The following is a 25,033-nucleotide window of genomic DNA, read 5'->3' on the forward strand; positions in this document are numbered from 1 at the left end:
ACTTACTATTTTTTATTCATTTATATGAATTATAACCCAAGAAATGCACATACAAAGACATCTTTAGTATCATTTTACATTCCGATATAAGCCTAAATGATAAACTTTGTGTACCTTTGTAGACATTAAAACAATCATAAAAACTATTCTTTACAACAAATAGATATGCGCAAAAAGCTATTCTTTATCACCATATTGCTGTTTATCCTGACCCTTCCAGCAAATGCTGTACTACAGGAGGACTCACTGAAAAACTCACTCCAAGTACTACGCCATGAATTGATTGCACAACATCTTGAACAAACAAAACAACTGAATAAGTCAAGATTCATAACTGAGCAAGTGACAAATCAGCTAAAAGAAATTGGTGAAAAGTCTGCTCAGGTATCATTGATGCTTTACTCACAGAAGACGGACAACATCTTTGACCTTACCTATGCTTGCCAACAAGCAACCGAATTATGGAAAGACTTCCAAACAAAAACACGTCCGTTTCATGACCTTATCACGGAAAGTAACGAAGAAATAGCACGCTACGACTCCCTTGTCAATGTGCTTAGCACGATGTACACTTTCGGTCTTACTCAAAAAATGAAGACTGACCGAAACGTATGTCTTACTCTTGCTGTAAGTATTCGAAGAATGCTAAAGGAGCGCAATGATTCTTATCAAGAATATATACAATATTACAATTACAGCCAGCATCAGTTGCAGGCACTTGATGCTTATGCCCAAAAACGCTATGCCGAGATTCAGTCAGGCATCTTTACAAACACAGGAGATAGCTACTTCAAGGTTCTTAAGTCAGTTCGTTTTCGTCTTAGTCAGATGAACACGACACTCTCTGAGAAATATACTCCAAACACCGTCGTAGTCTCTCAATGGGATGTAAAATGGATTATTACACTCTTCAGTATGATTCTGATTTATGGTTTGATAGCCATTATCATTAATTATCTGAGTATTCGATTCCTTGTGACGCGAGTCATGAAGACAAATCGTTTCGAGCAGAAGAATCAAAGTTTCCTTGCCAAGCGTACTTGTATTATTATGCTTGCTTCTGTCATCACATTTAGTATAGTACTTATTATTATCCGATTGTTCTCGCCTTCTAACTTCGTACACATGGCATGCAGCCTACTTTTGGAGTACACATGGATGCTATCAGTCATTTTTGCATCATTGCTTCTGCGTGTAGAAGGTTCACAGACACATAATGCTTACCGTATTTACTATCCCCTGATTATGATTGGCTTCTTTGTCATTGCGTTTCGTATCGTGATGCTACCAAGCTCAGTCGTAACTCTTCTCTTCACACCTATATTATTCATAGACACATTGTGGCAGGCAAGAATGATACACAAATATCATAAACTTGTACCTCATTACGACTTAAACTTTGCATATATCTCTCAATTTGTATTCATCTTCTCACTTATAAGTGCATCGATTGGATATACAATGTTTGCCGTTCAGGTAATCATATGGTGGTCAATGCAGTTGGCTTGTATTCTTACAATTGCTTTCTTCAAAGACTACCTCAACCAGTACAGGGAGAAACATCCAATAAAGAAACTATCACCAGCAAAGGTATGGCTTCTTCGTTTTGTTGACATTGTTCTCATTCCAACAGCTTTGGTAATATCATTTATCCTTGCTATTTATTGGGCAACTGATGTCTTTAATCTTAGTGGATTGACATGGAACTTATTCCGCGCCAACTTTATTGACTCTGATAAGATACAGATTAGTGTTTACTCAATAGCTGTGGTAACTATCCTATGGTTCATCTTTAATTATCTGAATCTAACGATTCGAGATGCTATCAAGTTATATCTCAAACGCAATGACCCATCTACAGCCGAAGCACGTGCTACGATGTATATCAACGTATTACAAGTAATCGTGTGGGGAGCTTGGCTATTGATTACACTTGGTTTCTTTAAAGTCAGCAGCACATGGTTAGTTGTTGTAACAGGTGGCTTGTCAACGGGTATCGGTTTCGCCATGAAGGATATTCTTGAGAACATTTATTATGGTATTTCTTTGATGGCTGGACGTATTAAGATTGGCGATTATATCATCTGTGACGGTATACGTGGTAAGGTAAGTTCCATAAACTATACCTCGACAGTGATTGATGCACTTGATGGTTCTACGATTGCTTTCCAAAACTCACAACTCTTCACTAAGAACTATAAAAACATGACTAAGAACGATGGTTATGAGGTAGGAACTATTCAAGTTGGTGTTGCATACGGTACGAATGTAAAAGAAGTAAGAGAACTACTTATAGATGCTATTGCTAAACTTGGCATCACTAATGAGAAAAAAGATATTATTGTTAGACTTCAAAGCTTCGATGATAGCTGTATCACACTGAAGATTCTTGTTTGGCTAAATGTGTTAACACAGGGAAATGATATATCAGTTGTTATGGAATGTATCTATGATACGCTGAACAATAACGGCATTGAAATCCCATTCCCACAGCGTGAGATTACAATTAAGCATCAACAAGAAAGCTAACATATTAGCCTATTTACTTAGGTATAAGGACTATAGGTAGGTAAAACACACTCCATTTTATTAGTCAGAAAAGGCTTTTCGTCATATATATGATGACGATTATAAGCCTTTTTACCCTCTCCTACGATTGTGTTGAGGCTTAGCACGTGTGGTGCGAAGGCTTAACACCAATGGTGCGAAGGGCAAACTCCAAGCTATATATTATTGGAGAGAATGCAACTCAACGTTTGGAACGATGAGTACCAGTATGTAATAAGAAACTTATTACTTGTTTTTTCTACATATATCAACAGCTATTATGCTAAAAAAATTATTACAGAATAACAACATAAATCTTAATTAAAAAAAACTCAAGAATACGCTTTTCAAAGATACTTATAACTATCATAAAATCAATTGATTACATATTACAGAAGTAAAAGATGCTTGTTTAGCATTTAAAAAGGCGTTAATAAGAGATCAAAAGGGCATCTTTTAAAACCAAGTAAGGCTTAATAGAGATACAGTTAAGCATTGATTAGACTTGATGAAGAGAAGAAATATTGACAAATATAAGACCAATGGTTAGTATTATAATATAAAAAAAGAGGGATGCAATATGCATCCCTCTATATAACTTAATCTTTGTTCAATTCAACTTATTAGAAGTTGTAGTAAACTCCGAAAGTAATGTTGTTGCCATCAAGGCTTGCACCCCAAGTGTGAGCATCTACGCTTGAACCCTTCTGCTTAACAGACTTCCAACCAGCGAAACCTACGTGAGCTACGAGGCTTACCTTTGGGCTAACGTTTACAGCAACACCTGGCTTCAAACCTACAGACCATGCGTTTGTACCACCTCTATAGTGCTGGTAAGCAAAACCACCATCAATGAAACCATTTACATACTTGCTACGTGCGAAAGTGTAACGAACGTATGGCTCCAACTTAAAGTAGTTGTTAACTGAGTTCTCGCTCTCGATGTTAACAGGGTTACCTTTACCCCAACCAACTACTGTACCGATTGCCAAGTTTTCGTCGAGATTAATACCAACCTCAGGGAGAACCTGATAAGTTGTTACGTTCTCTGAATTACCAATCTTTGATGAAGCAATACCTACGCTACCACCAACATAACCCTGTGCGCTTGCTGCAAGTGATACACATACTACAGCAAATGACAATAAAATCTTTTTCATAATAGAAAACTTTTAAATTAATACTGAATTAAATCTATTTACCTTATGCTACATACCACTCATAAAGAGGTAATAAGCGTTATTTTCTGGGTGCAAAGTAAAAGGTTTTCTATTAAACAACCAAATTTTATGCATAAGTTTTACTTTAAACATCTAAATGAACGTTAATCATTTGTCTGTTCACCTTATTATATATAACTTTGCAGTAACTCTTGAGAGAATATATCAATATTTTTGTAGAAACAGGAGCATTATATACTATTGAATTATGATGAATAAACCTACTTTCATTGCAGGTCCCTGCGTTATTGAAAGCCAAGAACTACTCAACACGGTTGCAGAAGAGTTGGTTAGGCTTAATAAGAAATACGATATAGATATCATTTTTAAAGCAAGCTTTGATAAGGCTAATCGTACAAGCATACACTCTTTCCGTGGTCCAGGACTTGACAAAGGACTTATGATGCTTCAAACAATCAAGGAGAAGTACGGATTACGATTGCTAACCGATATTCATGAAAGCTATCAAGCTGAGACTGTTGGAGAAGTTATTGACGTTATTCAGATTCCTGCTTTCCTTTGTCGTCAGACTGACTTATTAGTGGCTGCAGCAAAGACTGGTAAGATTGTAAACATCAAGAAAGCACAGTTTCTTAGTGGTAGAGATATGCGTTATCCTGTACAAAAGTGTCACGAAAGTGGGGCTAAGGATGTGTGGTTGACTGAACGTGGAAATAGTTTTGGATATAATAACCTCGTTGTTGACTTCCGTAATATCCCTGATATGAAAGAAATCGTTTCGAATGTTATTATGGATTGTACGCATAGTGTACAGCGTCCAAGTGCAGGAGATGGTAAGACGGTTGGCGATCGTAAGTTTGTACCTTCGATGGCATTAGCGGCTAAAGCCTTTGGTGCTACAGGCTACTTCTTTGAAGTTCACCCTACTCCAGACGCAGGACTATCAGATGCAGCTAATATGTTGGAACTTGAGAAGTTAGATGAATTAATAGAAAAACTGGTATGAACGAAGCAGAACAAAGATTGACACAGGTCAGAGCATATGCAACACAGTGTATCAAAGAAGAAGCTGAAGCTACACTTAATCTGATAAACCAGTTAGATGAGAACTTTGATAAGGCTGTTAGCCTAATGTTCCATTGTACTGGTAAGGTTATTGTCACGGGTGTTGGCAAAAGCGGAAATATAGGTGCTAAGATTGCTGCAACCCTTTCTTCTACGGGTACACCTGCATTCTTTGTTAACCCTCTGGACGTTTATCATGGCGATTTGGGTGTGATGACAAAGGATGATGTTGTATTAGCATTATCTAATTCTGGACAGACAGACGAGCTACTCCGCTTCATTCCAATGGTACTTCACATGAATATTCCTATTATTGGAATGAGTGCCAATCCGAATTCATTATTGGCAAAGTATTCTACAGCCCATTTGAAAGTGTGGGTCGAGAAAGAAGCGTGCCCTCTTAACCTTGCTCCAACCAGTTCAACAACGGCAGCTCTTGTCATGGGTGATGCCTTAGCGATTGCGCTTATGCGTGTACGCAACTTTAAGCCACAGGACTTTGCACAGTTCCACCCTGGTGGAGAGTTGGGAAAACGCTTATTGACTACAGCACAAGACGTAATGCGTTCTGATGAACTTCCTATTATTCCAAAGGATATGCACTTAGGGGAAGCCATCATACATGTAAGTAAGGGTAAGCTTGGCTTGGGTGTATCGCTTGACAATGGGAAGGTGATAGGCTTGATAACGGATGGAGATATCCGTAGAGCTATGGAACGTTGGCAGGCTGAGTTCTTTGATCATACGGTCAGTGATATAATGACAAGAGAACCAAAGATAGTCTTACCAACTACGAAGATTACAGAGATTCAACAGATTATGCAGCAGAATAAGGTACACACAGTGTTAGTATGCGATGAGGAAAGACACTTCTTAGGTGTTGTTGACCATTATAGTTGTATGCTGTAAAGATAGTTTTTATTATCTTATCTACGATATTTATATTGGGCAACATAACCTTTGTTTGCCATAGGTTATTGTTTGCCATTGACGAAAATGAGAGAAAGAAAAGTGAACTTTAATACAAAAAAAGCTATTACATGGGTGATGGTATTATGTTACATACTATTCCCAACATACCTTTTAGCACAAACAGAGACAGAAAACACTGTGACTGAAGGGCATGAGATACTTGCGAATAGAGCCGATTCTATGATTGTGAATCAACTGCGCAAGAAGAATGTACACTTCTCTCATAACAACTCAGTAACTTTACTTACGACAGGTAAAGATAAGTTTAATGATTTATTCAAGGCTATTGATCAAGCACGTTCGAGTATTCACTTGGAATACTTCAACTTTCGAAATGATTCTATCAATGACGAACTCATACAACATTTAGCGGCAAAAGCGAAAGAAGGAGTTGAAGTTAGAGCTGTTTTTGATGGCTTTGGCAATGCAAGTAACAACCGTCCCATGAGGAAACGCCACCTAAAAGCGATTCGTGAAAAGGGCATTGAGATATATGAGTTTAAGCCAATGGAGTTCCCTTGGCTACATGATATATTCAATCGTGACCACCGTAAGATTGTTGTTATAGATGGAAAGGTTGCATATACGGGTGGAATGAATGTAGCTGACTATTATATTAATGGTACTGAAGTTGTTGGCTCATGGCATGATATGCATTGTAGAATCGAGGGAGACGAGGTAAATACATTGCAGAACATCTTTCTTAATATGTGGTTTTTAGTATCTGGACAGAGAATACATGGTGCTAAATATTATCGTGGAATCTCTAACGCTGATTACATAAAAGGCTTGAAACCTGACACTTGTGGAAGTGCAGGAAGTAAAATGGTGGGTATTATTAACCGTGAACCACACATTTCAAAGGATATTATCCGTTATTTCTATGTGAATGCTATCAATGATGCAAAGGACAGTATAAAACTTATCAACCCATATTTTACACTGAGCAGAGCCTTGAAAAAAGCATTAAGAAATGCCGTAAAACGAGGTGTAAAAGTAGAAATCCTACTGAGTGTAAAGAGTGATATTCCTCTTACTCCCGATTGTGGATTCTATAATGCACATCAATTAATGAAGAAAGGTTGTACAATCTGGATGTATGAAAAAGGTTTTCATCACACAAAAATTATTACTGTAGACGGACAATTCTGTACTGTTGGGTCAGCCAATCTTAATGCAAGAAGCCTACGATGGGATCGTGAAGAGAATGCAGTAATAGTTGATGCTTGTACAACAAATGAGTTGGATGAACTCTTTGAAGCCCAAAAGAAAGATAGTTTTAAGCTTACAGAAGCAAAGTGGAAACAGTGGCGTACACCATGGCAACGTTTCCGTGGCTGGTTTGCTCATCTGCTATCTCCATTCCTATAACGGATAGAAAATAGCAAATTAGCCATATCAAATCTTATTGATATCAATATAACCATGCATCACTGCATAGATGGTTAAGGCTGACACACTCTTCATTCCAAGCTTGTCCATAATATTCTTGCGGTGAGTAATAACTGTTGTAAGACTGATATTCAACTTCTCAGCAATCTCTTTGTTAATCAATCCTTGAACTATCAAAGACAAAACCTCTATCTCACGATTGCTTAAGATCTTATTCTTTAATACTTGAGGGAGTTCCGGTAAGTTCTTACCACCAGAGTGACCATACTGTACTATCTTCAGAATAGCCTTGACAAGTTCATCCTCTGGAACATTAATACAAAAACTATGGAAACCAGAAAGCTGTGCATTTGGGTCCTTAGTAATAGTCAGAACAATGGTCTTGTGGATACATTGAGAGAAGAATTGTCTATTTTCTAAGACAATTACTTGTGACACAAAATAATGATAATACGAATTTGGCTGTGCCTTTTCGAACTCCTGGAAGCTTGAAAAAGAATCAACAGTCATGATAGGCATAACATTCTGTAATAGCTGCTTCAATCCTAACACAACAAGTGTGTTAGCGTCAACTATCGCTATCTTGGGACGTCCCATATTCATATTAACTGGATGCTCCATCGTTTTGTTTATAGAGTAATAGGGTGACTACCCACCCTATTAACAGATTTCTATTAAAGTTTCACGCTACTGATATCCACAAGATTATTAACAATTGCATAGATTGTTAATCCTGCTGGTGAATGTATTTGCAACTTACGAGCGATATTACGTCGATGCGTAATCACCGTGTTAGTTGAAATACACAGATGGTCAGCTATTTCCTTGTTTGTCATTCCTTGTGCAACTGCCACAATTACATCCTTTTCACGATCACTAAGAACCTCGTTTGACACAGGATTCTGCGTAATCATGTTCGAAATCTTTACACTTACATCATTTTGCTTACTCTTTTGTTCTAAGCGTCTGATTACTGGAATAAAGATTTCTTCTTCTACCAAAGCATGCTGTTCAAGCCATGCTTCACAGTTATATATATCATATAATGTAGCAGTAAGACGGTTGTTATGATGCGCATCGGAAGGCAAATACTTGATAATAATACTCTTCAATTCACGTAACTTCACGTCTGTTTGGCTATGATGCTTAGAATAAGTCTCAACATCGTATGTATCATTTGCCTCACCCTTCAGCAGGCTATCAACATATGGAAACACATTCTTCTCCTCATATTGCATGTGATTATGGATAGAATGAGCATACTCATCATAGAGGCGGAGAATAAGACGGGCAAGATTATCCGTTTCATCCAAAGAAGCACACAATTCTTTACGTATGAAAGGTAACTTATATTCAAGGTAATAAGTATGACTTGCTCGTAAGTATTGCATAAGGGTTGGAATAGACAATCTGTCTACATCATCAAAAGCCTTATATCCGTTTATAGTAAAATTAACTACAGCCAGGAATGTATAAGTGTCTACATTCTGTTCATCACAAACCTCTCTCACGGTTTTATCACCAAAGCCCAAGCTGATACCAAAGCTCCCTAAGCTCTGTAACAGGTCGTAATTATCTCTGATAAGATAAATCATCTTATCATCGGGCTCGTACATTTTCTGATTCTTCATCTTGTCACGTTGTAATGATATCGTATGCAAAATAACAAAAAAAAAGTCAATAATGCAATAGTTATTGTCAAGTATTTATTTTTTTATCATTAATTATCATCCTAAAAAATACACTATAAAAGAGCTACTTAATCATCTAATATTCTACTAAACCTATAATCTTACGATGTGTTTATCTTGATAGTGGCAGGTAATTCTCACCTTTTTACGAATGTGTTTATGCCCCGCACATATCGTGCGATAGCTTAGCACCAATGGTGTTGTTGGTTAACACCAATGGTGTTGAGTACTAAACACCTTACCATATCTTGTAAATAAAAGAACGACTTAGTACAAAAATTCTTTCGAATAATATGCTATAAGCTACAAAGGGAGAACTATTTTTGTTTATTTAGTGGTTTGTTCCAAATAAAAGCGGTATCTTTGTAACTTCTAAAGTGTTATAAAATACATGATAAGCTAAGACAACTGATATGACAACAGATAAAACAGCCATTAGAAAGGTTACTCGTAAACGTGGAGCAAAAGCACAGAAAGCACCGTTGAAAAGTCGTACTATCTCGAATGACCTTATCCCTATAGAAGAAGAAACATGGCTTCTTCAGCCTATCGCCGTGACGATGATGCGTCATGACTATTCGCTCATCCAGGTGAGGATTCTGGTGTCTATTGTTGAGAGTCTGCAATCAATCTTACATGGTATTTTAAATAACAAACGAGGATTTCAGCTCGACTTATTCCACACTGACGAGTTGGATGAGGACGGACGTATGCCTATAAAACTGCCATTCAAAGAATTAGGTGTCGACCCAAATCACTATCCTCAATTGAGAAATTCACTGAAGATGCTTGCTTCTATTCCTGTAGAAATACCCTATAAGACAGCTGAAGGAAGAAAGTACACCAAGGCAACCAACCTTTGTGACGTATATATTCCAGAGGATCGCTCTTATAACAAATATGCTATATTGAAGCTTGATCATAGTGTTGCAGAGCGTCTTGTATCGTTAGACTTCGGTTATCATCGCTTAGGCAAACAGATTGTCTTTGCATGTAAAAACCGCTACACCCAGCGTATCTATATGTTTATAGAGTCATGGGTGGACAAAGGTCGTACTGTTATTAAGACTTTGGAGTTCCGCAAGATGCTTCGTTTGGAGAACAACTATAAGAAGTTCTCAGACTTCTGTCGTCGTGTTCTTGACCCTGCCATGCAGGAATTAAAGGAGCTTGCAGAGAAAGGTTTCTGTGATTGTCACTTTGAGTATGAGAAGAAGTATGACCATGGCCAGCGTGGTGGTGAGCCAGATGAGCTTATCTTCATCATACACCGCACTAAGGATAAGATGAATGTACAATTGCAGGAAATGACACAGAACCAGCGTCGACAGTTCCAGCAATACCTTGTACAATACTTTGACTTCACACCAGTAAATGCACAAGCAATGGCTGATCGTATTACAGCCGAAACCTACCAGGAGGCTGTACAGAAGCTAATGAGCCTACGCGATCGTTTTGCTAAGACATTCGTTAAGGATAAAGCTGCCTATACTTTCAAGAGTCTTGACGAAATGTTGAAGTCGAAGGAAGTTCCCAACACCATAGTAGAGGAAGTGGAATAACATATAGGAACTTTCCCTTACGGAATAGGAATTTACCTATTGGATATTTGAAACCAAACGACTACTTTTGCAATAGAGATATAACATAAGTAGTCATTTTTAAAGGTTACAGATATGAAAAAGAATATTTTATATACATTCGCTTTAGGTTGTTTAAGCCTTTCACTTTCTTCATGTGGTGCATACCTCTCTGCAGGGGGTGGATATGGTAGTCCTGTTTCTGTATATGACGATGGATATAATGTTGGATACAGCAGTACATACGGCAGAATTGGATATGAAGAGGCGCGACGACAGGCACTCTTCTTATCAGACAAGATGGCTTATGAACTTGGATTGAGCGACGCACAGTATCAAGCTGTGTATGAGATAAATCTTGACTATCTCCTTAATATGCAGGGTGAACGCTCACTTTATGGAGATTATTGGGCACGCCGTAACAGCGATTTGTTCTATGTATTGAATGCTCGCCAATATAACTATTACATAGGTGAAGATTACTTCTACCGTCCAGTTTATTGGTACAATAATGATTATGCTTATCGCGTTTACAATCGTTACCGCGACCGCAATTATTATTACCGTTCACGCCCAGCAGAATACTACACCTATCGTGGCGGAAGAAACAGATACAATGACAGCTATTATGCAGGACGCTTTGGCGCTCGACGTAATCCACCTACGGTAACCAACCGTACAAGAACGAGTCAAGAGGTTTATCAAAATGGTGGTTCATGGAATGCTCCTCAGCAGAATAATGGCTATAGCAGCTTTGGTAATGCAAGGAGAGAGAATATGAATACTGCACCAAGTAGGTCTTATAACCAGCAATTTGGAGGAGCAAGACCACAGTCTGAAAGACAGACTTATCAACCTCAACAGCAGCAGTATTCTACTCCTCCACAGCCATCAGGTAGTAGGTCTTCATTTGGAAGTGCTTCTCGTTCATCAGCACCAAGTGCTCCAATGAACTCTAATCAGTCTTCATTTGGCGGTGCTTCTCGCTCATCAGCACCAAGTGTTCCAATGAATTCTAATCAGTCTTCATTTGGTAATGCTTCTCGCTCATCAGTACCAAGCGCTCCAATGAATTCGAATCAGTCACTATCGGGTTCAACCCGTTCAGATGCACCAACGAATAATAGTCGATTTGGTGGACATAGATAGTAGAAAAATAATATATGAGAATAACGGAAATAAACCGCTCAAGAGTAGCCTCTGTAATGGTCAGGGGCTACTTTCATGCATTCTTCTCGGGACTGGCTGATGCCTTGTATCCAGGGAAGAAAAGGTTAGAACCAAAGGAATACAAGCAATTATTGGTTAACAATTTTGATAACCTTTCAGGTCATTTTGTATCTGTACTCTTTCCTGTCCTTATCCGTCTGAACTACTCAGACCTTGATACTGTGGCAGAAGATATGAAGCGACGTCATTTCTCTGAGACAACTTCTGCAAAGATTTTATTGCGTTATGCCTGTGGGAGTAAGGAGTTATATGACCTTGTAACAGCCGAATATCAAAAACAGATGTTTGCTCTGCTTGACGGACATTTACAGTCTGCTGAAGACTATTTTGCTGATTGCCCTACTTTAGGACATGAAAACAACGTTCCTGTTTCACTGGCTATCCGCTCTATCGTTCGTGTACAAATGCAAGCCTATGCAGCTGGAGTAACACAAGCAAAGACAGAGATTAATGGATTGCACCAGGCAACTGTATACCGTTTGATGATTGCTGGAATGATGACACTTCTGCATGAAGAGCCTGTAAAGTTTGAAGAGGAGAATTTGGAAATGATGTTCAGAAAGGTATCATTAAACTCTGATAACTTTGAACACCTCATGAATGAAATGAACCAAGCATACGAAGACTTGGTTTAATACAAATATTTTCGAAACAAAGACTTTAGAGAGGTAGCACTGAAACACTATATCATCTGTCACCATAAAGCAGCTATACAACCTCACTTTTACGGCTTTTAAGGTTAGAATTTCTTTTACATTTTGTTCTACAAAGCCTGTTAGAAGACGATATAAAACGGCTTTCTTTAACACACCTGTAACCAACTGTAATTCAATATCTTACAATGCAGCATAAGAAAAGGTGCTTAGTTGGCTTTCAAAAGGGCGTTAGTTAGACCTCAAAAGGGCACCTTTTACAATACAATTAGTGCTTAATTGGAATCCAATTAAGCACTAACTACTTTTATTGCAAGAATATTTTTTGACATTATCTATAAATTCTAAAGATACAATACACTATCTTTTTGACTTATAGTAAAGTGATTTTTCCACAGATTCTCATACTCTTAGTAGATACATTCATCTACCTTTATATCCGTCTCTTCAGTTGGTATGTGTGGAAGGAACTGAAAAGGAAAACAGATACCAACCTTATATGCATTTGTGAGCAAAGGAAGAAAACGGTCATAATAACCTTTTCCACGTCCAAGACGATTCCGTTCCTTATCAAAAGCCATACCTGGAATGAGCGCAAATTCTATAGAAGAGAAATCCGTAAAAGCTTCACCTATAGGCTCAAGTATTCCATAACTACTCGTTTCAAAGGAATTTGGATTACGATAGAGTCGAAGTTCCATTTCGGTATCGCTGATGACAACAGGAAGAAGAACAGTCCTTCCTTCATTATGAAGTTGCTTGATGAGGTCATGGGTATAGACCTCATCAGGCAACGAATTATACAGAAGAACTGTCTTAGCACTTTGAAGACGTGGGTGATTGAGTACTCGTTGGATAAGTGGACGTGACCCATTTATCAATTCTTCTGTAGAAAACTGCTTCTTACGTGCCCTCACTTCTTTCCGTAAGGACTTTTTATCAGACTGTATCATCGACGTAGAGGGATTGTTTTACGTAGAGAATCAGAATGCTTCAGAGCCTTCTGCTTTGGTTTAAGCAAAAGTAGAGAAGGCATATGGAACACTCTGATAGCCTCTTTTACAGTTGCATCGTCACGGTTCACATACTCTATCCAAGCCTGTTCATCAAGTATATTATAAATGATACGGCTGTTAAGATAATCCTGCAGAAGTGAGTGTGAACGCATAATCATGAGATTACGTCTGCGCAATCCGTTCTTTTCTGCAAAGTTAACGAAGTCACCTACAAGGTTCTGATGCTCCAAGTAGTTTGCCAAAGGTTTCATTTCTCCAAAGCTACTGAGTTTCTTTCTATTACTATCAGTATAATTGAAAGCATACTGAAGGATAAGACCACTCATCACAGCTTCCTTATAATAAGAAGTTACCTTTGATGTATCCTCTGGTACAAAGATGTCTGGCGTAATACCACCGCCACCATATACGGTACGTCCGTTTACTGTATGATAAGCTGGTCCCTCATGTTTTATACTATCCTGAGAGAAGAACTCACCATGCTGATAACGTGTGAGAATATCATTCTCATAGTCAGCATTATCACCAGGCTTGAATGGCTTTTGGATACAACGTCCTGAAGGAGTATAATAACGTGCTATCGTCAATCGAATCAAACTGCCATCATTAAACTGAATTTGCTGCTGTACCAATCCCTTACCAAAGGAACGACGACCAACAATCGTTGCACGATCGTTATCTTGCATAGCACCAGCGAAGATCTCTGCAGCAGAAGCCGAACCCTCATTGATAAGTACAACCATTGGAATATGCTGATAGCTTCCCTTACCATCACTACGATAATTAACACGAGGACTCTTTCTACCTTGTGTATAAACTATCAGACGATTCTTTGGAAGGAACTCATTAGCCATCTGTACAGCAGACTCCAAGATACCACCTCCATTATCACGAAGGTCAATAACCAAGTGATCTGCACCCCGAATATTGAGAGTTTGCAAAGCTGCTAACATCTCCGCATAAGTTCTTTCACCAAAACTCTTGATACGAATATAGCCTGTTGTATCATTAAGCATATATGCAGCAGAGACACTCTTCACAGCAATATCACCACGTGTTACCGTGAACATCTTTACTCCCTTTTCACCATATCGCTTAACACCAATCTTTACCTTCGAATCCTTTGGACCCTTAAGACGGTGCATAGCTTCCTCGTTTGTAACATCTTTACCAACAAACGATTTACCATTGATACTAACAACCTTGTCACCTGCTAACAAACCAGCCTTATCTGCGGGTCCATCCTTGATAACATTCTGTATACGCAATGTATCTTGACGAATAGTAAATTCAATTCCAACACCTGAGAAAGAGCCCTTCAAGTCATCCGTAGCCAGCTGCACATCCTTTGCACTGATATAGACAGAATGTGGGTCAAGCTCTGACAGAATCTCAGGAATAGCCTTATCAACAAGTTCATCGATATTAACAGAATCAACATACTGATCATCGATGATATGCAACAGATTACTAAGTCGACTACTACCACTATTAATGATATTTAGACGATTACCTGAAAAATGATTGGCATAGAAAGTACCAATAAGAATACCGACGACAACACATAGTGCCATCAGTAACGGCATGAAATGATTGTTTTTACTCTGATTCATAAAAGCCTACCCCCCCACTCTTCCAGATAAGATGAAAGCACCAAGAGGGATTCGATAAATACTTGTTATACTTTGTTTTATTAACAGTGGGGATAAACTATATTAGGTATGAGACCTATTTGATTATACTCCAACAGTTTACTCAAATTCTTATTCTTGTTTATAAAGACGCTGAAGAAGAACTACTGCCATCCTCAAGACTTTTATACTCTACTTCAACTCCAGCTCTTGTCAGCAAATCTATACCATCAGTAAGACGATACTTCTCGGCATAAACAACTCGTCGAATACCTGCCTGAATAATGAGCTTTGCACATTCAATACAAGGAGAAGCTGTTACGTAAAGCGTTGAACCTTCACTATTATTACCACTTCGGGCAAGTTTCGTAATAGCATTGGCTTCAGCGTGGAGGACGTATGGCTTTGTTACGCCAGATTCATCCTCACATATATTTTCAAAACCACTCGGTGTACCGTTATAGCCATCGCTAATAATCATCTTATCCTTCACAACCAAGGCACCTACCTGACGTCGTTTGCAATAAGAATTCTCAGCCCAAATACGTGCCATTCGAAGGTAACGATAGTCAACAGCAGCCTTACCTCTTCCCTCTACAGAAGAAGATGCTGATGAGTATTTTGATATATGTTCGTTATTCATTCTATTGATAGATTTTATAAATAAACATGGAAACAAACAGCAAAATAGCTATTATCCATTATCTATTATCCGATTTTCAAAACTATTACTGCCCTTTCGTAAGTCCATCTCTCTCTTTCAACGCATCAATAGTTGGCTCTTGTCCACGGAAACGTTTGTAGAGAGTCATAGGATGTTCTGTACCACCACGTGAGAGAATATTATCTCGGAAACGCTGTGCAGTAGCTTGATTAAAGATTCCTTCTTTCTTAAATACACTGAAAGCATCAGCATCAAGGACCTCTGCCCACTTATAGCTATAATAGCCAGCAGCATAACCTCCTGCCATAATATGAGAGAATTGTACAGTCATACATGTATCCATACGTTGCTCATCAATAATTGCTGGTGCCCATGCTTTCTTCTCAAAGGAGATGATATCCTCGGTGAACTCTTCTTTGTGTGTGTAATAAGCCATATCTAAGAGCCCGAAACTTACCTGTCTCAAACATGCTGTTGCAGCTCCATAATTACGGCTGGCTATTACCTTTTCTATCAACTCATCGGGCATTGGTTCACCTGTCTGATAATGGAAAGCAAAGGTACGGAGGAATTCTTTCTCAACAGCAAAGTTCTCCATAAACTGAGAAGGAAGTTCTACAAAGTCCCACCAAACATTGGTTCCTGATAGACTCTCGAAACGCGTGTTAGCAAATATACCGTGAAGCGAATGACCAAACTCATGCAAGAAGGTCTCAACCTCACCTAATCTTAACAATGCAGGCTTATCCTCTGTAGGCTTAGAGAAGTTCATAACAAGAGAGGCATGTGGGCGTACATTTGTACCATCACGCTCAATCCACTGACCTTGGAACTCTGTCATCCATGCACCATCACGCTTTCCTTTACGTGGGTGGAAGTCAACATAGAGTACAGCCAAATAACTACCGTCCTTGTCGTAAACCTCATAAGGTTTTACATCTGGATGATAAACAGGTATATCCTTGTTCTCTTTGAAGGTAATACCATAAAGACGTGTAGCCAAGCCAAAGACTCCCTTGATTACATTGCCTAACTCCAAGTAAGGGCGAAGCATCTCGGGATCAAGGTCGTATTTCTTCTTCTTCAGTAACTGACTATAATAAGCTAAGTCCCAAGGCTCCATCTTAAAGGCGGCCCCCTCTTCTTCCTTAGCTAAAGCTTCTACTTCCTCACGCTCCTCAATAGCCTTTGGTTTATAAGCCTCAATAAGGTCATTAAGAAGTTTATACACATTCTCAACTTTCGTAGCCATGCGATGTTTCATCACATAATCAGCAAAGGTATCATAACCAAGAAGTTGAGCCATCTCTCTACGAAGATTTATCAGACGCTTACAAAGTTCAAGGTTGTTTGTGTCGTTGTCTTTTATACAGAGCGTGTTGCGAGCCATATAGAGCTCTTTACGCAGTTCACGCTGAGTACTATACATCATAAATGGGCCATAACTCGGGGCATCCAAAGTAAATACCCAGCCTTTTAGTCCATGTTCTTTTGCAGCTTCGTGTGCCGCTTCACGTGCGGTATTAGGAAGTCCATCAAGCTGTTGCTCATCAGTAATGTGCAGAGTATATGCTTTATTCTCCTTCAAAACATTCTGTGAGAACTGCAATGATAGCATTGAGGCTTCCTCAGTAAGCTTGCGCAAACGGTCCTTTCCGGCTTCATCCAACAAGGCACCACTACGCACGAAGCCCTCATAACTTTTCTCCAACAGACAATTTTCCTCTGGTGTCAACTCTCCATGATGTTCATAGACATACTTGACACGTTCGAAAATCTTAGGATTTAAACTAACATCATTACCATGCTTAGTGAGAATAGGACTCATCTTCTGTGCCAAAGCGTCCATTTCATCATTTGTTTCAGCACTGAGCATATTAAAGAATACACTCTCCACACGACTCAGAAGATTATAGTAATGCTTACGTCCTTTAACCTCATCCTCTGGTATAATCGTATTCTCAAAGGTTGATTCATCGGGGTTATTAATAATCTTCTCAATCTGCTCGTCTTCACGGCGAATACCTTCCATCATTGCCTCTTCATAATCAGCAAGAGTAATACGGTTGAAAGGTACCGTGTAATGCGGTGTATCATAAGGTAGGAAGAAAGGATTTATACGCTCTTTCTCCCCTGTTATATTATCTATCATTTCTTTTTCTACTTTCTCTTAATTTAATTTACAAAGATAACTCAAAAAAAGGAAATATACTATATAAAGAGGTGGAATTTAACGCAATTTTGTTTCTATATTACATGTAGAGTAATAAGTCTCTACAACTTAAACCCAAATTGACTCATTAGAAACTAATCTGATTCTGTTTTTGTCTGTCTTTGTAACGAAGGCATAGCGAGCTACATCATATTACAAAGACAATACAAGATGCCGACAAGATGATAAAAAACATTAAGAAATAATAAGCTGATTAACGCCCAACACGATTGGTGTTTACCATCAGCACGAGATGTGCTAAGCCCCAGCACCATATGTGCTAATCATCAACACGTGTAAAAAAGGGAGTAAAAGAAACTCATTGTTACACTTAAACAATAAGGCATTAATAACTAATTAATATAGAAAAAGTAACTGAATAGTACTAATATCAAATTAAATATTAGTAAAAGAATATAAGAGAAGACATCTATCCTCTTAAGGTTTCCAACTGCGGAATAGTAATAATTCCCCTACTCATTGTTAACAGCCCATCACGTTGTAAAGCATTGAGCATACGAGAGATATTAAGACGACTTTGATGTAACTCTTGAGCAAGGTCTTCCATCGTTATCCTTAACACTTTACGACCTGCTTGTGTAAGACAGCGAAGACGTAAAAAATTAACAAACTGCTGGCGAATGTCACTGGGCTGTTGCCTCCATGGGATATGACTCATTCGCTGTGCTTGCATAGAAATACTATTAAGAAGATTAAGGCGGAAAATAAGATAATTATCAAGTAGACGTAACACCTCTGACTTATCCAACGAAAGCAGACTACAATCTGTCTGCGCGATAAAATCCTTTGTATAGCGTTGCATAAGTCCGAAGAAGTGTTCGGGCTGAATAACTGCTGGTGCCGACAATTCTTCCTCTATACGATAACGATGGTTATCAGCATGACTTATCACACGAAGCGTACCATTCATTAGAAAGAATAGCTGTGTACATTTATCATCCATGCTTACAAGCGGTTTGTCTGCAACAAGTTTATGAAAGCCAAACTTTGTTTGCCCTACGATATCTGACAATTCATCCGTACTAATACCGATGAAAAGTGGCAGTTCGAGAAGTTTATCGTAGAGTTGAAGCATAGTAATAAAAAACATATATAGCCGCCTTCTCAAGCGAGAAAGCGGCTATATTTTTATTTAACAACTTTTCCTTTCATTGAAGGGCTATACCATACTTGCAAATTACCTTTCGCATCAGAATAGATGAAGTAAGCCATCAACTCTGGATGATGTTCGAGTAATTTACGTGCTTTCTCGATACCCATCACCATAAACGAAGTGGCATAAGCATCAGCTGTAGCACAGTTTTTAGCTAAGACAGTTGCAGAAAGGAGTGAATGCTGTACAGGATATCCAGTCTTTGGATCAATGGTATGAGCATATTTCTTTCCACCTTTATAATAGAAATTACGGTAGTTACCACTCGTTGCCATAGCCTTGTCCGTAACATTCAATACCGTCTGTATCTCTTGATTAACCTTCACGCTATCATCTGTTGGCTTTGTAACACCAATCTTCCAAGGCAGACGCTGTTCACTATTACCCATCGTAACAATCTCACCACCAATCTCTACCATAAAGTTTTTAATACCATTACGACGTAAGAAACGAGCAACAATATCAGAGCCATAGCCCTTAGCAATTGCAGAACAATCAAGCATAACACGCTTATCTGTCTTCTGAATTGTGTTACCAACAAGCTTCACCTTATTATACCCTACAACCTGATGCAAGCTATCTATAGCCTGCTTAGAGGGATGCTGACCAGTCTTAAAACCAAAGCCCCACATATTTACCATTGGAGCAACTGTGATATCAAAAGCGCCATCAGTTTCTTTAGAAATAGACTCAGCGAGTGTAAACACCTCACGAAACATCTCATTCACCTTCACAGGTTTGTTTTGATTAATCTGTGAAATCAACGAATTAGCTTCAAAAGTAGAGAAGGTCTGATTTACCTTCTTCAATTCTGCTTCTATCTGCGGCTGAAGATCTTCATTGCTTTGATAGGTAATATTATAAACTGTACCAAAGATAAATCCCTTGTTATGCTGATATGGCATTGAACGCTGACAACGAACAATAGCTATTGAACCAATTATCAACACAAGAAGAAAAGGAATTTGCCAATATAGTTTTTTCTTATTCATATAATGTTTTTATTTATTAAGAGTTAAGAGAAAGTTAGACTTAGAAGGGAATAACTTTTACAGTTAGGACGCACAGGCAGTACGTCCATTAGTAAAAACTATTAGAGAAACTAACAACAAGTTCTCTCTGACTTCTAAATAACTATCTCATTATAGTTCAAAAAGTACATTAAAGGTAGCACCAAGCTGTGATGACCCACCACGACCATAACCAGGAACATACCAAGCTTCGCCTATTTCTCCCATCTTATGAGCTACACGGAGTTTATAACGAACACTCCAACCCATACGAATAGGGCCTAAAATCTTTGCATCAACACTACCAACGAGTTCTGCCCAAAGTTGACTTCCCTTATTACCAAGAGCACCATAAGAGGATTGTGTTCCCCAAATAGGGTCAGCAAGTCCTGGACTAAGAACATCATACTTAAACGAAGTGTAGCCTACTCTACCACCCACCATGAAGCGATAATCGTCATGCTTATTCTTAAGCATATTAAAGTCGCAGCCCACTCGTCCATAAGGTGCACTCGTCTTAAAGTTCGTTCCTGTTGTTTCATCGGCTTTATCAGCCTGTCCCACACCAACTTCAACTATAGGAAAATATCTATCCTTGAGATTTACTCGTAGCAAAGCTTCATACTGACCGTATGATGCAAGCCAACGCATAGCAGGTCCAACAAGATCTACACCCACTGCTGCCCCCCTAAAGAAAGGAATGCTATCCTCCTTTACCTTTGGCAAGGATGACCGGCGTTGTGCATTAGCTGTAGTTGGGTACAACAGAAATAATGCATTAAGGATTAGTAAAAGTGATAAGTATATGTTCTTTCGTACCATCATAATCAACATTAGGATTACTGATTTCAACCTGACTCACACGTGTGCCCTTTGCTGATACGGCAGTAAGGGTATGAAAGAATGCTGGCGAACAGTCAACACTCTCAAAATGACTAATATTTGTCTTTGACACTGTAACTGTATCAACTGTTGTTACACCTGCCTTACTTGTGAACACAAAGCGTAACATGTCACTATTGCCACTATAGCTCATAGGCAAACTGAATTTTGTCGTGTTAACCTGTTTATTCAACAAAATCGTATCTGTTTTGTTCTCACGTATTGCCGAGATAGTAAGTGTATCGTGCAAAGTATCGCCCTGTACAACATAATTAGCCCATACACCATTGGTTACAGGACAATCAATGTCAGAACAAGAACTCATCCAAATTACTCCTCCAAAGAGAAGAGTAATCAAGAAAGCTTTAGTTACTATATGTTTAATCTTGCTATAGTTCATTTCCTATTGAATTATATAAATAAGTAACATCAGTTGATAAGAGTTTTCAAACTTATCCTCACAGCTCTCCATTAAGTATCGCATATAAAAAGAGACTGTTGCTGTAATCATCTATCAAAAAATACAGAAAGAGGGATTTCTCTTACATTTCTTTCTCTATCTGATAGTCATTTCTGCGTGGATTACTGCGACTGATAAGGTCGCCAATAAAGCCGGCAAGGAAAAGCTGTGTACCCAATACCATCGCAACAAGAGCGATAAAGAAGGAAGCATGATCAGAAAGTAGGTCGCCATATACACCATTAACAAGCATAATAACCTTTTCTACAATCAGCCAAAGGAATGCTATAAAGCCAATGAAGAACATAAACGAGCCCATCAAACCAAAGACATGCATTGGCTTCTTACCAAAGTTGGTGAGAAACCAGAGTGTCAATAGGTCAAGATAACCATTGAAGAAACGATTAATTCCAAACTTTGATTTACCATACTTACGTGCTTGATGCTGTACAACCTTCTCACCTATACGTACGAAGCCTGCTTCTTTTGCAAGATAAGGGATATAACGGTGCATCTCGCCATATACTTCAATATTCTTCACTACATCACGACGATAGGCTTTCAAGCCGCAATTAAAGTCATGCAAATTATGTACACCACTAATCTTACGAGCCGTAGCATTAAAAAGTTTTGTTGGTATAGTCTTTGTCAATGGGTCATAACGTTTCTGCTTATAACCACTGACAAGGTCGTACTTCTCCTCCATTATCATACGATAAAGCTCTGGTATCTCGTCAGGAGAATCCTGCAAATCAGCATCCATCGTAATAACAACATCACCTTGAGCAGCATTAAAGCCACAGTAGAGCGCAGGACTCTTACCATAGTTACGACGGAACTTTATAGCATGAACATGTTCCTCATCTTTATGATGTAAATCCTCAATAACATCCCAGCTCCTATCTTTAGAGCCGTCATTGATAAATATTATTTCATACGTGAAGCCATTAGCGTTCATCACGCGCTGAATCCACGCGTGTAATTCTGGTAAACTTTCTTCCTCATTGTAAAGAGGAATAATTACTGATATATCCATATTCTGTATTAGGAGTTTTCTATTAGAAATGAGGAGTTTATTAAGTTTAATTTAAGATATCTGTCTCTTGCCTTTCTTAGACATAATAGCTGCAATAAATAGAGAGCATAAGCCACCTAACATTACGGCAGTAACAAAAGTGCTTGAGGCTAACGAGTAGGGTTGAAAAGCCTCTGGCAACGCTGCAATAAACTGGTCATATGGAACACCTATAGCTGCAAGAGTACTTTTTCCCTCATTACTGGAATAGAGATTAGTAACCATCATGAGTAATTTTCCATTATCAAGATAGTGCATATAAAGCCATTGCAGCAAGCTAAAGATAATTGCAGCATTAAAGAAAACACGTACACAATAAAAAAGACTACGACGAAAAGATATAACTCCATTACGTCCCTCCTCACGAAAAATCTTCAATCGATAAGCAACAAAGAAAGGAGTTGAAATAGAGAGTAAAAAACTAAATTGTGCCAAAACCGGCAGAATGGTTATACCCAACAAGCATGCGAAACTTGCTGCCCAAATGATAGCAAGATAAATACCATCATAACGAGTATAAGCTGTCAGCTGTTTAAAATCTTCATAAATCATGATACAAAAGTACGGAATATTTATTATAAATAATGTAGTACACTGCCAAATTTATGTTTTTTTGTTAAAAAGTTCAAACCCCATATATTAGGGTCAAGCAGCATATAAACGGCTTATGGTAGGTCATTATTACCCCCAATCTGCCAAATAATGACAGATTATAATGACAAGTAATAATAACCAAACGTAATGACCAATTATGCAGAAACAGTTATTTATCAGTGAAATTAGCTGTAAGTTCAATTTAAGAAGACCAAAGGTAGTCAACAAGCCTACTAATGTTTATTGTGTGGTATATGTTGGAGGAAAGCAACATTATTTTGCGACTGGCTTAAAGGTGTTGCCTAGTCAATGGAATAAGAAAAAGCAGATAGCAGAAGTAAGTAATACATTAACGACACTTGACAATAGAAACAATAATATTCTGAATGAGAAAATAAACCAATTAAGAGGATATTATAAGGAATATATTGAGTATCTTTGTAGCAATCCAAACGATACCGATAAACTATGTAACTTTATTTATAAAGATATGAATGTGAAGAAACCTAGTGAAACAAAAGAAAAAGCAACGGACTTATTAGAACGTGCTTTAGAGATTTACAAAAGTAAAAGTAAATCATTAAGTACTGCTACTTTAAGAGGATATGAAAATAAGATGAATGCTTTTAAAAAGTACATTAAAGATAGCAAAGTAGATGATAACTTAGAACTATTGACACAAAGAGGACTTAATAGTTATCAAGATTATCTACTGAATGAAGCTACTAAAGTTAAAGTAGGTAAAATGGGTGGAGGAAAAGAAAGCATAAACCAAAAGTGTCAATTTATTGCAAAACTAATAAATGAAGTCTTATGCTGCACTAATGATTTTATGGATTTGGCTATACAACCAGTAAAATATATTGCTTTAAAACGCAATAAGAAAAATAAGGAGGAAGGAGTACATTTTCCATTAGATGATAAAGAAATAAAGGCATTTGGGGAAGTAACTGACTTAAACGAGAAACAAATCTTATATAGGGATATATTTGTTTTACAGTGTAGTTGTGGGCAGCGTGTTTCAGACCTTAAACAGTTAATAATGGGTAATTATACCAAAGATGAAGATAACTTAATACTGTTAAAGACACAGAAAGAGAGTACACCAGCATACATCTATGAAACAGAAGAAATAAAAAAGATATTAGACAAATTAAAAAGTTACATATTCGACTATAAAGGAAGAACGTGTTTAAAAGCTGGAGAATATAGAATTAATCTAGACAATTTAGATAATGACCCACAATATAATGAAGCAATAAAACTTATAGCTGAAAAAGCAAACTTAAATCGTATATGGACTTATAGGGATGCACAAGATAGACCTTTAAACAATCCTATACATAAAATAATATCATCACATTGTGCAAGACATACATTTGCAACTATAATGAGAGCTAAAGGATATGGAGCTGATAAAGTATGCTGGTTGTTAGGACACGTAGATGATACAATGGTTAAATCTGTTTATGCACATAATGATGATAAGTTAAAAAAAGAGATATTAAAAGATACAAGAAAAAGAGTTGAGGGTCAAGATAAAACAAAAGATAAGACAAAAGAAGACGCTTTACAATCTTTATTTGCTTATGATAGATTAAAAGAATTGGAAAGAATGAAAGATAACGGTATAAATATATTACCATTGTCTGATAAGTGCATATCCATAATAAAAGATACTAGCAATCTTAAAAAGGATATTCAATTAATAAATACAGCACCTAAAGAAAAGCAAGAAGAATTTATAAACAAAGTCAAAGAATTAGATAAAATAATATGGTATATTGCAAAACATACAGCAGATACAACACTATATAATATTTATGAGTATAAGAGTAAAGAATTAGGTATTATAGATAAAGTAACAGATATAAACCTATTAGAGTATATGTTTGAACAAGACTTAAGGGATGAAGAACAAGAATATTATTCAGATGAAGCCCAAGCAGAAAGACATTTCGAAGATAGCAAAAAAGCCAGCTCCAAATAAGGAACTGGCTTTAC

General features: G+C 37.8%; 21 protein-coding genes. 8 read left to right on the forward strand and 13 right to left on the reverse strand.

The features are described from left to right. Window positions 1-165: 165 nt before the first annotated feature. Entirely contained in the window at window positions 166-2,529 is a 2,364-nt protein-coding gene (locus HMPREF1505_RS05695) for a mechanosensitive ion channel domain-containing protein (protein ID WP_036923675.1), read from the forward strand. A 641-nt stretch (window positions 2,530-3,170) separates the two neighbouring features. On the opposite strand, the gene HMPREF1505_RS05700 is transcribed toward HMPREF1505_RS05695, so the two are convergent. Continuing rightward, on the reverse strand, window positions 3,171-3,707 hold the full coding sequence (locus HMPREF1505_RS05700) for an outer membrane beta-barrel protein (RefSeq protein ID WP_036923676.1): 537 nt from the start codon (window positions 3,705-3,707) through the stop codon (window positions 3,171-3,173). Between the two features lie 268 nt (window positions 3,708-3,975). Here HMPREF1505_RS05700 and kdsA point away from each other — a divergent pair, with 268 nt between their 5' ends. The 3 genes from kdsA (at window position 3,976) to HMPREF1505_RS05715 (ending at window position 7,136) form a co-directional block, all read left to right on the forward strand. Continuing rightward, window positions 3,976-4,734: a 3-deoxy-8-phosphooctulonate synthase gene (kdsA, locus tag HMPREF1505_RS05705; RefSeq protein WP_036923677.1), complete on the forward strand. Its 759-nt coding sequence runs from the start codon at window positions 3,976-3,978 to the stop codon at window positions 4,732-4,734. Continuing rightward, window positions 4,731-5,702 carry an SIS domain-containing protein gene (locus tag HMPREF1505_RS05710; RefSeq protein WP_013263848.1) on the forward strand — a complete coding sequence of 324 codons (972 nt, stop codon included), beginning with the start codon at window positions 4,731-4,733 and terminating at the stop codon, window positions 5,700-5,702. Before kdsA ends, HMPREF1505_RS05710 begins: the two co-directional genes overlap by 4 nt. 87 nt (window positions 5,703-5,789) lie before the next feature. Further along, entirely contained in the window at window positions 5,790-7,136 is a 1,347-nt protein-coding gene (locus HMPREF1505_RS05715) for a phosphatidylserine/phosphatidylglycerophosphate/cardiolipin synthase family protein (protein WP_036923707.1), read from the forward strand. A 27-nt stretch (window positions 7,137-7,163) separates the two neighbouring features. Here HMPREF1505_RS05715 and HMPREF1505_RS05720 read toward each other — a convergent pair whose 3' ends face one another. Further along, on the reverse strand, window positions 7,164-7,778 hold the full coding sequence (locus HMPREF1505_RS05720) for a response regulator transcription factor (protein ID WP_036886645.1): 615 nt from the start codon (window positions 7,776-7,778) through the stop codon (window positions 7,164-7,166). Between the two features lie 53 nt (window positions 7,779-7,831). Continuing rightward, a complete protein-coding gene (locus HMPREF1505_RS05725; RefSeq protein WP_013264377.1) occupies window positions 7,832-8,788 on the reverse strand; it encodes a LuxR C-terminal-related transcriptional regulator in 957 nt (318 codons plus the stop codon). Between the two features lie 473 nt (window positions 8,789-9,261). Between HMPREF1505_RS05725 and HMPREF1505_RS05730 the strand changes: the two genes are divergently transcribed. The 3 genes from HMPREF1505_RS05730 (at window position 9,262) to HMPREF1505_RS05740 (ending at window position 12,293) form a co-directional block, all read left to right on the forward strand. After that, window positions 9,262-10,410, forward strand: coding sequence for a replication initiation protein (locus HMPREF1505_RS05730; RefSeq protein ID WP_004360893.1), 1,149 nt, complete (start codon window positions 9,262-9,264; stop codon window positions 10,408-10,410). Window positions 10,411-10,524: 114 nt separating this feature from the next. Further along, window positions 10,525-11,577, forward strand: a complete 1,053-nt coding sequence (locus HMPREF1505_RS05735; protein ID WP_036923678.1) for a hypothetical protein — start codon at window positions 10,525-10,527, stop codon at window positions 11,575-11,577. Window positions 11,578-11,591: 14 nt separating this feature from the next. Next, window positions 11,592-12,293, forward strand: a complete 702-nt coding sequence (locus HMPREF1505_RS05740; RefSeq protein ID WP_197017497.1) for a hypothetical protein — start codon at window positions 11,592-11,594, stop codon at window positions 12,291-12,293. 428 nt (window positions 12,294-12,721) lie between these two features. Here the strand turns inward: HMPREF1505_RS05740 and HMPREF1505_RS05745 are convergent, their stop codons facing one another. The 10 genes from HMPREF1505_RS05745 to HMPREF1505_RS05790 form a co-directional block, all read right to left on the reverse strand. Beyond that, a complete protein-coding gene (locus tag HMPREF1505_RS05745) occupies window positions 12,722-13,264 on the reverse strand; it encodes a 5-formyltetrahydrofolate cyclo-ligase (RefSeq protein ID WP_036923680.1) in 543 nt (180 codons plus the stop codon). Then, on the reverse strand, window positions 13,261-14,940 hold the full coding sequence (locus HMPREF1505_RS05750) for a S41 family peptidase (protein WP_036923681.1): 1,680 nt from the start codon (window positions 14,938-14,940) through the stop codon (window positions 13,261-13,263). The genes HMPREF1505_RS05745 and HMPREF1505_RS05750 overlap by 4 nt, the downstream gene beginning before the upstream one ends. Window positions 14,941-15,100: 160 nt before the next feature. Next, entirely contained in the window at window positions 15,101-15,601 is a 501-nt protein-coding gene (locus tag HMPREF1505_RS05755; RefSeq protein WP_036923682.1) for a dCMP deaminase family protein, read from the reverse strand. A gap of 85 nt (window positions 15,602-15,686) precedes the next feature. Then, window positions 15,687-17,774 carry a M3 family metallopeptidase gene (locus tag HMPREF1505_RS05760; RefSeq protein ID WP_036923683.1) on the reverse strand — a complete coding sequence of 696 codons (2,088 nt, stop codon included), beginning with the start codon at window positions 17,772-17,774 and terminating at the stop codon, window positions 15,687-15,689. Window positions 17,775-18,264: 490 nt separating this feature from the next. After that, window positions 18,265-18,930 (reverse strand): Crp/Fnr family transcriptional regulator, encoded by a 666-nt coding sequence (locus tag HMPREF1505_RS05765; RefSeq protein ID WP_036923708.1) that lies wholly within the window; start codon window positions 18,928-18,930, stop codon window positions 18,265-18,267. Window positions 18,931-18,983: 53 nt separating this feature from the next. Continuing rightward, entirely contained in the window at window positions 18,984-20,000 is a 1,017-nt protein-coding gene (locus tag HMPREF1505_RS05770) for an FAD:protein FMN transferase (protein ID WP_036923684.1), read from the reverse strand. Window positions 20,001-20,150: 150 nt separating this feature from the next. Continuing rightward, complete coding sequence (locus HMPREF1505_RS05775; protein ID WP_036923685.1) at window positions 20,151-20,843, reverse strand: DUF6048 family protein; 693 nt, start codon at window positions 20,841-20,843, stop codon at window positions 20,151-20,153. Further along, entirely contained in the window at window positions 20,797-21,300 is a 504-nt protein-coding gene (locus tag HMPREF1505_RS05780; RefSeq protein WP_036923686.1) for a DUF6452 family protein, read from the reverse strand. The genes HMPREF1505_RS05775 and HMPREF1505_RS05780 overlap by 47 nt, the downstream gene beginning before the upstream one ends. A gap of 142 nt (window positions 21,301-21,442) precedes the next feature. Further along, window positions 21,443-22,396, reverse strand: a complete 954-nt coding sequence (locus HMPREF1505_RS05785; RefSeq protein ID WP_036923687.1) for a glycosyltransferase family 2 protein — start codon at window positions 22,394-22,396, stop codon at window positions 21,443-21,445. 51 nt (window positions 22,397-22,447) lie between these two features. After that, entirely contained in the window at window positions 22,448-22,987 is a 540-nt protein-coding gene (locus HMPREF1505_RS05790; RefSeq protein WP_036923688.1) for a DUF4199 domain-containing protein, read from the reverse strand. A 199-nt stretch (window positions 22,988-23,186) separates the two neighbouring features. Here HMPREF1505_RS05790 and HMPREF1505_RS12845 point away from each other — a divergent pair, with 199 nt between their 5' ends. Next, entirely contained in the window at window positions 23,187-25,019 is a 1,833-nt protein-coding gene (locus tag HMPREF1505_RS12845; protein WP_081722934.1) for a tyrosine-type recombinase/integrase, read from the forward strand. Window positions 25,020-25,033: the final 14 nt, after the last annotated feature.

It is taken from the genome of Prevotella sp. ICM33, assembly GCF_000517825.1.
Classification (GTDB): Bacteria; Bacteroidota; Bacteroidia; order Bacteroidales; family Bacteroidaceae; genus Prevotella; species Prevotella melaninogenica.